Source organism: Clostridium sp. AM42-4, from assembly GCF_003480105.1.
In the GTDB taxonomy this organism is placed as follows: Bacteria; Bacillota; Clostridia; order Lachnospirales; family Lachnospiraceae; genus Brotaphodocola.
Genome location: NZ_QUIK01000017.1, coordinates 8950 through 22096, shown reverse-complemented (window position 1 = coordinate 22096; position 13147 = coordinate 8950). Strand labels below are relative to the sequence as shown.

The following is a 13147-nucleotide window of genomic DNA, read 5'->3' as shown; positions in this document are numbered from 1 at the left end:
GATGATCAATGCAGTAGGAAGAGAAATCCCGGAAGAGGTATTAAAAGCAACCGGTAAGGAAGCATTCAAGGGTGCTTACGCTTACGACAATTACGAGTATAAGAAAGCAGCTCCGAAGGCACACACCATGATGGACCCGAAGAGAAGCAAGATCGTAGAGAACATTCACGATGCACTGGTAAAATGTGAGATCAAAGACGGCATGACCATTTCCTTCCACCATCACTTCCGTGAGGGTGACTATGTGGTAAACATGGTAATGGAAGAGATCCACAACATGGGCATTAAGGGAATCACCATCTGCGCAAGTTCTTTGGGTAAGGCAAACGATGCAATCGTTCCTTACATTGAAGATGGCACCATTGTTGGCATCCAGTCTTCTGGTGTGCGCGGTAAGATTGGTGAGGCTATCTCCACCGGTAAATTAAGAGATATCGCGATCATGCGTTCCCATGGTGGACGTGTCAGAGCTATCGAGTCCGGCGAAGTTCATATCGACATCGCATTCATCGGTGCTCCGACCTGTGACGAATACGGCAACATGAGAGCTAATGGCGGAAAGAGTGACTGCGGCGTTTTATCTTACGCAATGGTAGACGCACAGTATGCAGACCGTGTGGTAGCAATCACCGACTGCCTCGTTCCGTTCCCGAACATTCCGGCAAGCATCTCCATGACCCAGGTAGACTTTGTCTGCGTGGTAGACGAAATCGGTAACCCGGCTAAGATCGCAACCGGTGCAGCAAAACCGACCACCGATGTCCGTAAGATCATGATGGCAGATTACTGCACCCAGTTCGTGATCAACACTCCGTACTTCAAGGATGGCTTCTCTTACCAGACCGGTGTTGGCGGCGCATCCATCGCATCCACGATCTCCCTTGGAAAGATCATGGAAGAGCGTGGCATTAAGATGGGCCTTGGCCTTGGCGGTATCACCACCCCGATGTGCAACCTGCTTGCAAAGGGCCTGATCGACAAGATCGTAGATACTCAGGATTTCGATATGGGCGCAATTGAGTCCATCAAGACCAACCCGAACCACATCGAGATCTCTGCATCCGAGTATGCAGATCCGTTCAATAAGGGCGCTTACGTCAACAAACTTGACTTTGTTATCCTGGCTTCCCTGGAGGTCGATGTAAACTTCAACTGTAACGTAGTCGTAGGTTCCGACGGTATGATCACCGGTGCCCAGGGCGGACATCCGGATACTGCAGCAGGCGCAAAGTGCACCATTGTCATCGCACCGCTCCTGCAGGGTAGAATCCCGGCAATCTGCACCAACGTTACTACCGTAACAACTCCGGGTGAGACCGTAGATGTTGTCATCACGGATTACGGTATTGCCATCAACCCGCGCAGACAGGACCTGATCGAGTGCATGAAGGATGTCAAGCTTCCGTTCTGCACCATTGAGGAACTGCGTGATAAGGCATATGCGATCGTAGGCGAGCCGGATCCGGTACAGTTTGGTGACCGTGTAGTTGGTATCATCGAGAGCCGTGACGGCACTGTACTTGATGTAGTACGTGAGATCAAAGAGTATGAGTTTCAGGATTAATTGATGGTATAAATATAATTTGGACTGGCTGAGGCCGGGAATCCCCAGTCAGTCCGGTAACTAAAATCACACATGTACTGTTCACGCGTGCGTGCCCAGTAACAATGACACATACACATACATAAGGGAAAGAATATATGTCAGAATTAGTAGTAGGTATTTTAGGCTTTGCGTGTATCGTTGCTCTGGTTGTAACCTTATTTAAGAGCAAAACCATGCCGAGTATGGCATTCATCATTTTTCCGTCCATTCTGGGTCTGATCCTGGTAATCGGCGGATACTATTCCATTGAGCAGATCGGTGAACTGATCAAGGGCGGTTTCAAGAGTACCGGTCCGACTGCAGCATTGTTTGTATTCTCAGTCCTGTTCTTCGGTATCATGACCGATGCAGGCATGTTTGATGTGATCATCAACAAGCTGATGAAGCATGTTGGTGACAATGTAATCGGTGTAACGGTAATGACCGCACTGATCGCGCTGATCGGTCACTTAGACGGCGGCGGCGCTTCCACCTTCCTGATCGTCGTTCCGGCTATGCTCCCGGTTTACAAGAAAATGCACATGAGACCGAGCACTCTGCTTCGTGTAGCAGTCCTGGCAATGGGCGTATTAAACCTGATGCCGTGGGCAGGTCCGACCATGCGAGCAGCATCCGTACTTGGTATGGAGGCTGGCCAGCTCTGGGGCAGACTGATCCCGATCCAGATTTTTGGTATCGTTCTCTGCCTGGCACATGCAGTATTTGCAGGTATCCAGGAGAAGAAGAGAGGCGCAGGCTTAAATGGTAAGCTGGCACAGGAGTCCAGCGCTGAAGAGGCAGCAGAAGAGGCTCAGCACGCTGCAGACGAAAACGAGTATGCAAGACCGAAGCTGTTTGCATTCAACATCTGCTTAACCATCGCTGTTATCGCAATGTTAGTATGGGATCAGTTCCCGAGCTACTTCCCGTTCATGCTTGGTGTGGCAGCAGCTCTGCTTGTTAACTACACCCCGATCAAACTTCAGAAGAAGATGATCAACCGTCATGCAGGCCCGGCCCTGATGATGTGCTCTACCCTGATGGGTGCAGCAGTTTTAATGGGTATTCTGGTTTACGGTTTCAACGCAGATGGCGCAGCAGTGATCGCAAAACCTGGTGTTGAGATGATGAAAACTTCGGTTGTATCCAATATGGCTGGAATTATCTCCATGATCCTCCCTGCATCCCTGGGACAGCATCTGCCGCTTGTAATCGGTATCCTGTCTGTACCGTTAGCACTTTGCTTCGATACCGACTCTTACTTCTACGGAATGCTTCCGGTTATGATCGCAATTGGCGCTTCCTTCGGAGTCGAAGCATTCCCGATCGCAGTTGCCATGGTTGTATGCCGTAACTGTGCAACCTTCATCAGCCCGATGGTACCGGCAACCCTGCTTGGTATTGGTCTGGCAGATGTAGATATCAAGGATCATATCAAAGCATCCTTCGGCTATGTATGGATCTTCTCCATTCTCTGCATGCTGTTTGCAGTTGTACTGGGAATCCTTCCGTTATAATTTCATATCGAAAAGAGCAATCAGCGGACGTGGTTTTGACCTCTCCATGATGTACCAGAGAAAAAGATCTGCAGGTAGTGCATACGCATTGCCGCGCAGGTCTTTTTTGTTGCCTGGCATATCGAGGAGGCGCCAGTGGCGCGTCCGCTGATTTCAGAGAAAATGGTGTCCTATGAAACAAAAAGCGCTCCGCTGGGAGGTGTCTGTTGATTTTACAGGAAATTACACCTCTGAAGCAAAAAGGCTCTGCAAGATGAAAGTCGAATTTTGCGATAGAAAATAGTGGCGCTTTGTGGTATCTCCCGGTATATTCGAGTCAAAAAAACGAAAGGAGTCTATTTTTGTTCAGTAAAGTATACAGCGGAGGACTGCGCGGCATTGACGGCTATGTGGTCCAGGTAGAGGCAGACGTCAGTGACGGCCTGCCTGGTTTTTATATGGTGGGGTCACTGGCTTCTGAGGTGAAGGAAGCGGAGGAGCGCGTGCGGACAGCCCTGCGCAATGCAGGGTTCCGCCTTTCGTCGAAGAAGATTACGGTGAATCTGTCTCCGGCTAACGTGCGCAAGGAGGGAACGGCGTGTGACCTTCCGGTGGCGGTGGCAGTGCTGGCAGCTTATGGAATTTTAGAACCTTCTTCTTTGAAAGAAACAGGCTTTTTGGGAGAACTTGGTCTGGATGGAAGCATCAAGCCGGTGCGCGGTGTACTTTCCATGGTGCTTGCCATGGCAGAAAGCGGGATCAAACGCTGTTTCCTGGCAGAAGAAAATGTTGCGGAGGGGATCGCAGCAGACTGTCTGGACATTGTCCGTATCCGGAGTCTTCAGGAAATTATCGAATTATTAAATGGAACGGGGAAACTCCGGATTGAAAAAGACCAGGGTTTCTGTGCGGCAGATACAAACTATTCGGTAGATTTTAGCGAGGTAAATGGACAACGCCTGATGCGGCGTGCAACAGAGGTGGCGGTGGCAGGAGGACATAATCTTCTTTATATCGGTCCGCCCGGAAGCGGAAAAAGTATGATGGCCAGACGGATCCCGACCATTATGCCGGCACTTTCCAGGGAAGAACAGCTGGAGGTTTCTAAGGTTTACAGCATTTGTGGGATGCTGCCAAAAGATCATGCTCTGATCGGGACAAGACCGTATCGGGCACCGCACCATACGATCAGCGCCCAGGCCCTGACTGGTGGAGGGTTATGGCCAAAACCAGGCGAAATATCGCTGGCTTCCCGTGGCGTACTGTTTTTGGATGAACTGGCAGAGTTTGAGAAGCGAACCCTGGAAATATTGCGTCAGCCATTGGAAGAACATCAGGTTACGGTATCCCGCGTCAATGGCAGCTTTTCGTTTCCGGCGCATTTCATGCTGGCGGCGGCATTAAATCCGTGTCCTTGCGGTTATTATCCAGACCGTTCCAAATGCAGCTGTACAGAACATCAGGTGCGGCGGTATCTGGGAAAGATCTCCAGGCCATTGTTAGACCGCATCGATATCTGTGTCGAGGCGGCTCCGGTTACCTACCGGGATATCCGCACGGAGCAGGTAAATGAATCATCGGAGGAAATCCGCATACGTATTGAAGCTGCCAGAAAGATCCAGTCAGAGCGCTATGCCGGGAGCGGCATTTATACCAACAGTGAGATGGGAATCCGGCAGATCCGTAAATTCTGTAATTTGAAGGAAGAGGACGAGGCTTTTCTGCAGCAGATCTTTTCGAGACTGGGATTAAGTGCCAGAGGGTGTCATAAGATATTGAAGGTGGCTCGAACTTTGGCGGACATGGATGGAAAAGAGCAGATCGAGCGGGCACATCTTAGAGAGGCGGCAGGTTACCGGGATCTGCAGGAGCGTTACTGGGGGAAAGAAGGAGAGGCATGAGAACGATGGAGAAAAGGAGAGAAAGCGAAGAAGGAGCAGAAAGACCAGAAGAAATCTTGGGAGAACATTCTGGAAAAGATGAAAGAATTTGCCAGCAGCCCTTTTGGAGCGAAAATTTGGCAGAAACAGAAAAACTGGAACAGGAACGGCAGGCGCTGTTTTACCTGACCCAGATTCCGAACGTGGGTGCTGTTTCTATCCGAAAACTGGGAGAGTATTTTGGCAGCTTTTCCTGCCTATATAATATAGAAGAAACAGATTTGCGGGAGTCGGGAATTCTACGGGAAAAACAGATTCTGGCATTTTTAAAAGCCGTAGAGCAGAGAGAAAGCATCATGGAGCAGTATGGAAAGCTGGCAGAAAGAGAAATCCGCTTTGTCACACCACTGGACAAAGAGTATCCGTGCCAGCTTTTGCAGATTTACGACTATCCCATGGGACTGTATGTCCGGGGCAAGCTTCCGACACCGGAGAAGCCGGTGGTGGCGATTGTCGGAGCCAGGGGCTGCTCAGAGTATGGCCAGAGTCTGGCAGCGATGTTTGCCCAGATGCTGTCAGAAGAAGGAACGCAGATCATCAGTGGTCTGGCCCTTGGAATCGACGGGGCGGCACACCGGGGGGCTTTAAAGGCGGGAGCAGACACCTATGGAGTGATGGGCTGTGGTGTGAATATCTGTTATCCGTCTGCACATTATAAGCTATACGGACAGATGATCGAACACGGTGGGATTATTTCTGAGTTTCCTTTGGATACCAGGCCGGACCGGATGCATTTTCCGATGCGCAACCGGATCATCAGCGGGCTTGCGGATGCCATTCTGGTGGTCGAAGCAAAAGAAAAGAGTGGTTCTTTGATCACTGCAGAATTTGGGCTGGATCAGGGAAAAGAGATCTTTGCCATTCCGGGTCGTATCACTGATCATTTAAGCGGAGGCTGTAACCGCCTGATCCAGCAGGGGGCGCATATGGCAATTTCACCAAATGATATCCTGGAATACCTCGGTGTAAAGTGCCGAAAAAGGTTAATTATTCATGAAAAAAATGTAAATGCACTTGCAAAGCCTGAAAAAATGGTGTATGCTTGCCTAGATTTCAAGGCGAAACATCTGGAAGAAATTTCATGGAAGTGTGGCATGAGCATCAGCGAGTGTATGGGGATCTTGCTGGAGCTGGAATTGCAGGGATACGTGTTTCGCGCGGCGAATCATTATTATGGAAAAAAGATCTGAAAGCCGCATGCCGGTTTTCTAAGATCCGGTATTAGGAGTAGCTATGGCAAATAATTTAGTGATTGTGGAGTCTCCTGCAAAGGTGAAGACCATCAAAAAATTCCTTGGTTCCACCTACGAGGTGGATGCTTCCAACGGACATGTGAGAGATTTACCAAAGAGCAGCCTCGGATTTGACGCTGAACATGATTACGAACCGAAATATATTACGATTCGCGGAAAAGGCGATATTCTGGCAAAGCTTCGCAAAGAAGTGAAGAAAGCAGATAAGATTTATCTTGCAACGGACCCGGACCGCGAGGGAGAAGCCATTTCCTGGCATCTTATGAAGGCTTTAAAGCTGGATGAGGCAAAGGACAAAAAGGTTTACCGGATCAGCTTTAACGAGATCACCAAGAACGCGGTAAAAGCATCTTTGAAGGCTCCGCGATCGATCGATATGAACCTGGTCGACGCCCAGCAGACCAGACGTATGCTGGACCGTATGGTAGGTTACCGCATCAGCCCGCTTTTATGGGCAAAGGTCAAACGTGGCTTGAGCGCCGGACGCGTACAGTCCGTGGCTCTGCGCATGATCTGCGACCGGGAAGAGGAGATTGAAGCCTTCATCCCGGAGGAATACTGGAACCTGGAGGCAGAATTTTCCCAGAAGGGCAGCAAAAAAACTTTAAATGCCAAATTTTATGGCACACGGGATGAGAAGATTGCCATTCACAAAAAAGGAGAGCTGGACCAGATCTTAAAAGCCCTGGAAGGAAAAGAGTATGTTGTGGAGGACGTGAAATACGGCGAGCGCAGCAAAAAGCCACCGATCCCGTTTACCACCAGTACCCTGCAGCAGGAAGCATCCAAGGTGTTAAATTTCTCTACCCAGAAAACGATGCGGATTGCACAGCAGCTTTATGAAGGCGTAGATGTGAAGGGACACGGCACCATTGGCTTGATCACCTACCTGCGTACCGATTCTACCCGAATCGCGGAGGAGGCAGATGCAGCAGCACGCACTTATGTAGAGCACACCTTTGGCGGTGACTATGTGTTAAAACAGGATCAGGCAAAGAAAACCACTGGTAAGATCCAGGATGCGCACGAGGCCATCCGTCCGACCGATATCACCCTGACACCGACCATTGTGAAGGAGTCTTTGCAGCGCGACCAGTTCCGTCTGTACCAGCTGATCTGGAAGCGTTTCACCGCAAGCCGTATGCAGCCGGCTGTTTACACCACCACATCCGTGAAGGTGGCAGCAGGCGATTATCTCTTTACCCTGGCGGCATCCAAATTGTCGTTTGATGGTTTTATGTCTGTTTATGTGCAGGAGGATGACAAAGAAGCAGGCAATGCACTCCTTGGCAAGCTGGAGACCGGAGATATCCTGAACCTGGCAGAGTTAAAGCCGAGCCAGCATTTCACCCAGCCTCCTGCCCATTATACCGAGGCTTCCCTGGTTAAGGCCATGGAGGAGCAGGGCATCGGCCGTCCGAGTACCTACGCGCCGACCATTACCACGATCCTGGCAAGACGCTACGTGACAAAGGAAAACAAGAACCTTTACGTGACAGAGCTTGGCGAGGCTGTAAACGGCATCATGAAGAAATGCTTCCCAAGTATTGTGGATCTGAGCTTTACCGCAAATATGGAGCTGCTTCTCGATAAAGTGGCAGATGGAACCGTAAAATGGAAGACCATCGTGGAAAACTTCTACCCGGATCTGGACCAGGCAGTTACCACAGCAGAAAAAACACTGGAGTCCGTCAAGATCGCCGATGAAGTGTCCGATGTGATCTGCGATGTCTGCGGACGGAACATGGTAGTAAAGTATGGACCGCATGGAAAATTCTTAGCCTGTCCGGGCTTTCCGGACTGCAAAAATACCAAGCCGTATCTGGAAAAGACCGGCGTGGCCTGCCCGCAGTGCGGAAAAGACATTGTCATCAAGAAAACCAAGAAGGGAAGACGTTATTACGGCTGCGAAAACAATCCGGAATGCGACTTCATGTCCTGGCAGAAGCCATCTGCAGAGCGTTGTCCGAAATGCGGCAGCTATATGGTAGAGAAGGGGAGCAAGCTTCTCTGTGCCAATGAACAGTGCGGGTACACTGCAAATATCAAAGAAAAACAGTCCAATGATTAAATTAATTGAAAATTTCAAAAAACTCTTGTTATTTGTTTAAAGTCGTGCTAATATTTAGATATTGGAGAAGACATTTGAAACGAATATCGATGAATTGAGGAGGTTTTTTGAAATGAGTGTACAGCTTCTTGATAAGACGAGAAAAATCAATAAGTTACTGCATAACAACAATTCCCATAAAGTGGTATTCAACGACATCTGCAAAGTCCTGAGTGAGATCCTTCTTTCCAATATTCTGGTGATCAGTAAGAAAGGAAAAGTTCTTGGCGTAGGTCTTTGCCCCGGTGTAGATGAAATTGAGGAATTGATTGAAGACCAGGTTGGCGGCTTTGTAGACCGCATGCTGAATGAACGGCTGCTCAGCATCCTTTCCACAAAAGAAAACGTAAACCTCGCAACACTTGGCTTTGCAGAAGAGAATGTCAAGAAATATCAGGCCATCATCACCCCGATCGATATTGCGGGAGAACGTCTTGGTACCCTGTTCATTTACAAGTGTGACGAGCAGTACGACATCGACGATATCATCTTAAGTGAGTACGGCACCACCGTAGTCGGTCTGGAAATGATGCGTTCCGTGAATGAAGAAAACGCAGAAGAGACCAGAAAAGTGCAGATCGTAAAATCTGCCATCAGTACCTTATCCTTCTCCGAACTGGAAGCCATCACCCATATCTTTGAAGAGCTCGACGGAAACGAGGGAATCCTGGTAGCCAGCAAGATCGCAGACCGTGTCGGCATTACCCGTTCCGTGATCGTCAATGCGCTGCGCAAGTTTGAGAGTGCAGGTGTTATTGAATCCCGATCCTCCGGCATGAAGGGAACCTACATTAAGGTCTTAAACGATGTGGTATTCGATGAACTGAAAAATATTAAAATGTCAAAATAAACCGGTATCAGAAAACCAGAAAGGATAAAAGGAACGGAATTTCTCTGTTCTTTTTATCCTTTTTTTGCGAAAAAGTCCTTGTCAAACCATGGCAGTTATGATATCATAGTGGGGCTGACAAAAAACACGTCTGCTGATTCTGACGGTGGTGCCGTATGGTCCCGGAGGAAGCACAAGACGCAGGCGGAAGTAAAAAACCAAATGGAGGAAACAAACATGAGCGTTATTTCTATGAAGCAGCTGTTAGAAGCTGGTGTTCATTTCGGACATCAGACCAGAAGATGGAACCCGAAAATGGCTCCGTACATCTACACCGAGCGTAACGGTATTTACATCATCGACTTACAGAAGTCTGTAGGCAAGGTAGACGAGGCTTACAACGCAGTATCCGAGATCGCTGCAAACGGCGGCACCATCCTTTTCGTTGGTACCAAAAAGCAGGCTCAGGACGCTATCAAGACTGAGGCAGAGCGTTGCGGAATGTTCTATGTAAACGAGAGATGGTTAGGCGGTATGCTGACCAACTTCAAGACCATCCAGAGCCGTATCGCAAGACTGAAAGCAATCGAGACCATGGCTGAGGACGGTACTTTCGATGTACTGCCGAAGAAGGAAGTTATCGAGATCAAGAAAGAGTGGGAGAAGCTGGAGAAGAACCTTGGCGGTATCAAAGAGATGAAGAAACTGCCAGACGCTATCTTCATCGTAGATCCGAAGAAGGAGAGAATCTGCGTACAGGAGGCTCATACTCTGGGTATTCCGTTAATCGGTATCGCTGATACCAACTGTGATCCGGAAGAGCTTGACTACGTAATCCCGGGTAACGACGATGCAATCAGAGCCGTTAAATTAATCGTGGCTAAGATGGCAGATGCAGTAATCGAGGCAAACCAGGGTGAGGCTCAGGCTGACTTTGCTGAGGCATTCGAGGCAGAGGAAACTACCGAGGCTTAATCGAGAAATAAGGTGCTTCGACCTGCAGGATATGCAGGCCGGAGCATTTTAAGTTTCATGGGAAATTCGTCCTGTGAAAGAAGACGCTCCGCTGAATGCGCATTTGGCGCAAAGGCACATTTTCGCGTTACGAAACAAAATTTTTAAAATATAAAATGGAGGGAATTAACAATGGCAGTTACTGCAGCAATGGTAAAAGAGTTAAGAGAAATGACCGGTGCAGGTATGATGGATTGCAAGAAGGCACTTGCAGCTACCGACGGTGATATGGACAAGGCAGTAGAGTTCTTAAGAGAGAAAGGACTTGCTGGCGCAGAGAAGAAGGCTGGCCGTATCGCAGCAGAGGGTATCGTAGCAACCGCTATGACCGACGACGAGAAGAAGGCAGTTGTTGTTGAGGTTAACGCTGAGACCGACTTCGTTGCAAAGAATGCAAAATTCCAGGCTTACGTTGCACAGGTTGCAGCACAGGCTCTGACCACTACCGCAGCAGACATGGATACCTTCATGGCTGAGAAGTGGGCAGCAGACGAGACCCTGACCGTAAAAGAGGCTCTGTCTTCCCAGATCTCCATCATCGGTGAGAACATGAACATCCGCCGCTTCAAACAGGTTGTAGAGGAGAACGGTGTTGTTGTATCCTACATCCATGCTGGCGGCAGAATCGGCGTTTTAGTTGACGTTGAGACCGATGTTGTTAACGATGCTGTAAAAGAGATGGGCAAGAACATCGCTATGCAGATCGCAGCTCTGAATCCGAAGTATACCAGCCGTGACGAGGTTAGCGCAGAGTTCATCGAGCACGAGAAAGGCATCCTGATGGCTCAGATCCAGAACGATCCGAAGGAAGCTTCCAAGCCGGAGAAAGTAATCCAGGGCATGATCCAGGGTCGTATCAACAAAGAGATGAAAGAGATCTGCCTGTTAGACCAGACCTACGTAAAGGCAGAGGATGGCAAGCAGTCCGTAGCTCAGTACGTTGCTCAGGTAGCAAAAGAGAACGGCGCTAAGATCACTGTTAAGGGCTTCGTTCGTTTCGAGACCGGTGAGGGCCTTGAGAAGAAAGAGGAGAACTTTGCAGAGGAAGTTGCAAAACAGATGGGTAACTAATGCGAATTTCGCATTTGATTCGCTTCTAAAATTGACAGCTTAGTACAATTTAATAGAAGACGATATAAGTCCGGGAATCCAGCGTTTATGCGGGTTTCCGGACTTTTTCTTTGCGTTTTTATTGTGGCAGATGTTATAGAGTAGATAGCATAAGTTGTTACCAGATTTTGCACCCTCGTATACAAATTTGTACAGTCGTTGTACAAAACTTGTATAGAGGGAAAAATTACTAATTTTATAGAAGAGATGCTGTCTGGTTTATAGGACATCTAAGCTCTTTTCGAAAAAATGATTACTATACAAAAATTTGTACACTAAAATAGGTGTACAAAAATAGATTTGTACACCATCGAAAAATGGCTTAAATATGCGGTTTGTAAGAGTTGGCGTTGATACAAAAATGCTTGCTTGTGTGTGAAATTTGTATAGTAAAGGATAACAGAAGCCGCCAGCGGAAGAGATGCTGACGGCTTTCCTATATAATAAAGATACATCCAACCAATTCCACAAAATCACATTTCCTATCTTTACGATCCCTGCTATTCTATATACAAGATACAAAACAAGGACGTGATACTTAATGAAACCAGGCGATATAGCATGCTGCGGAATGGAGAGGTGAATACAACCTATAATGATGATGCGATCTACACACCAGATGTTGTGGTTTTTAAGGATGATCACCGAATGCAGATGCTCCCGGAAAGTCAGCGAATGAGTCTGGATGTAATTACGATTGCAGCCCCAAATCTCCGCCCGAATCCAAACAACAAGTGGAACTCGGAGCCATCCAAGGCAATTGCAGTTAAGCCGATGGAACTGCTTGCAATTCATAAAAAGCGTGCAAAGCGTCTATTTTCCATCGCAAAGGCGAATGGGGCAGAGGTGCTGATACTCGGAGCCTTTGGATGCGGGGCATTTCAGAATCCGCCGGAGGTTGTGGCACGAGCTTATAAGGAAGTACTGGCAGAGTTTGAATACGATTTTGATACCGTGGAATTTGCCGTGTACTGTCCGAAGCGGGAGCAAACAGTAAATCCGAGTGGAAACAATTATGCGGTGTTTAAGCGGGTACTTGGAAACAGAAAATAGATAGGTGAGAAAAGAAAGAAAAATAATGTTTGGTTTTGTCCCAGATTTTCTCTGAATTTTCTATGAGACAGCACGTATGTGTGGTAGAATAGAAACAGAAAATCCCCCTTGCTGTATGTGTATGGCTGAAAAGCTACAAGGGTGGACAGATGGCGTAACCTGCAACCATGCGCGGGCGATTGCAAAGCGGGGATCATTCCCCGCCGCCATACGAATAAGGTAGAATAGAAGCTGCAAATCGGAAGTTACAGGAGGAGAGTTTATGAATATGATGTTTGATTTATTTGATTTGATTTTTCCAGTTATGTTTTTACTGATATTTGGGATGATCCTATTTACCTTCATAAGTGGAATAAGAACTTGGAATAAAAATAATAATTCTCCCCGTTTAACGGTGGAAGCCAGGGTGGCTGCCAAGCGACAGAATACGACACATCACAACGAGCCGGTTGGAGGAGACACTTCAGGAACTCACGGGTATCATACTACCACCAGCACCTCTTATTATGTTACTTTTGAGGTGGAAAGCGGTGATCGGATGGAATTTTCTGTATATGGAAAAGAGTATGGAATGCTGGCAGAAGGAGACGAAGGAAAGCTGACATTCCAGGGAAGTCGTTATCTGGGATTCGAGAGGGCTATTGAAAAATAGAAGTAGAATTTCAAGTTTGTAGAATTAAGAAAATCGGAACTTGACAAGGAGTTTTGATAGCGTGAAAAAAATATTTCTTAAAATTGTGGTAGGGGTTGTTCTTGT

10 protein-coding genes are annotated in these 13147 nt (G+C 47.9%); all 10 read left to right on the top strand.

What is annotated here, in order from left to right:
* The first annotated feature begins 1 nt into the window (after position 1).
* Entirely contained in the window at positions 2 to 1564 is a 1563-nt protein-coding gene (gene citF, locus DW922_RS13070) for a citrate lyase subunit alpha (protein ID WP_118720658.1), read from the top strand.
* Positions 1565 to 1701: 137 nt separating this feature from the next.
* Positions 1702 to 3102 (top strand): citrate:proton symporter, encoded by a 1401-nt coding sequence (locus tag DW922_RS13065; protein WP_118726810.1) that lies wholly within the window; start codon positions 1702 to 1704, stop codon positions 3100 to 3102.
* 341 nt (positions 3103 to 3443) lie between these two features.
* The gene (locus DW922_RS13060; RefSeq protein ID WP_118726809.1) at positions 3444 to 4982 is read left to right on the top strand and encodes a YifB family Mg chelatase-like AAA ATPase; all 1539 of its coding nucleotides are present in this window, start codon (positions 3444 to 3446) and stop codon (positions 4980 to 4982) included.
* Between the two features lie 116 nt (positions 4983 to 5098).
* Positions 5099 to 6211 carry a DNA-processing protein DprA gene (gene dprA, locus DW922_RS13055; RefSeq protein ID WP_243032229.1) on the top strand — a complete coding sequence of 371 codons (1113 nt, stop codon included), beginning with the start codon at positions 5099 to 5101 and terminating at the stop codon, positions 6209 to 6211.
* A gap of 43 nt (positions 6212 to 6254) precedes the next feature.
* Positions 6255 to 8345: a type I DNA topoisomerase gene (topA, locus tag DW922_RS13050; protein ID WP_118720662.1), complete on the top strand. Its 2091-nt coding sequence runs from the start codon at positions 6255 to 6257 to the stop codon at positions 8343 to 8345.
* 112 nt (positions 8346 to 8457) lie between these two features.
* Complete coding sequence (gene codY, locus DW922_RS13045) at positions 8458 to 9234, top strand: GTP-sensing pleiotropic transcriptional regulator CodY (RefSeq protein ID WP_118543079.1); 777 nt, start codon at positions 8458 to 8460, stop codon at positions 9232 to 9234.
* A gap of 216 nt (positions 9235 to 9450) precedes the next feature.
* Positions 9451 to 10188: a 30S ribosomal protein S2 gene (gene rpsB / locus DW922_RS13040; protein ID WP_147561182.1), complete on the top strand. Its 738-nt coding sequence runs from the start codon at positions 9451 to 9453 to the stop codon at positions 10186 to 10188.
* A gap of 171 nt (positions 10189 to 10359) precedes the next feature.
* Positions 10360 to 11298 carry a translation elongation factor Ts gene (gene tsf, locus DW922_RS13035; RefSeq protein ID WP_118543077.1) on the top strand — a complete coding sequence of 313 codons (939 nt, stop codon included), beginning with the start codon at positions 10360 to 10362 and terminating at the stop codon, positions 11296 to 11298.
* Positions 11299 to 11868: 570 nt separating this feature from the next.
* A complete protein-coding gene (locus tag DW922_RS13030; protein ID WP_279221339.1) occupies positions 11869 to 12390 on the top strand; it encodes a TIGR02452 family protein in 522 nt (173 codons plus the stop codon).
* Between the two features lie 271 nt (positions 12391 to 12661).
* On the top strand, positions 12662 to 13042 hold the full coding sequence (locus DW922_RS13025) for a DUF2500 domain-containing protein (protein ID WP_118543096.1): 381 nt from the start codon (positions 12662 to 12664) through the stop codon (positions 13040 to 13042).
* Positions 13043 to 13147: the final 105 nt, after the last annotated feature.

Coding starts and splice junctions, on each gene's coding strand:
- DW922_RS13025 (WP_118543096.1), top strand. CDS start 12,662: ATGTTTGATTTATTTGATTTGATTTTTCCAGTTATGTTTTTACTGATA.
- tsf (WP_118543077.1), top strand. CDS start 10,360: ATGGCAGTTACTGCAGCAATGGTAAAAGAGTTAAGAGAAATGACCGGT.
- topA (WP_118720662.1), top strand. CDS start 6,255: ATGGCAAATAATTTAGTGATTGTGGAGTCTCCTGCAAAGGTGAAGACC.
- citF (WP_118720658.1), top strand. CDS start 2: ATGATCAATGCAGTAGGAAGAGAAATCCCGGAAGAGGTATTAAAAGCA.
- DW922_RS13065 (WP_118726810.1), top strand. CDS start 1,702: ATGTCAGAATTAGTAGTAGGTATTTTAGGCTTTGCGTGTATCGTTGCT.
- rpsB (WP_147561182.1), top strand. CDS start 9,451: ATGAGCGTTATTTCTATGAAGCAGCTGTTAGAAGCTGGTGTTCATTTC.
- codY (WP_118543079.1), top strand. CDS start 8,458: ATGAGTGTACAGCTTCTTGATAAGACGAGAAAAATCAATAAGTTACTG.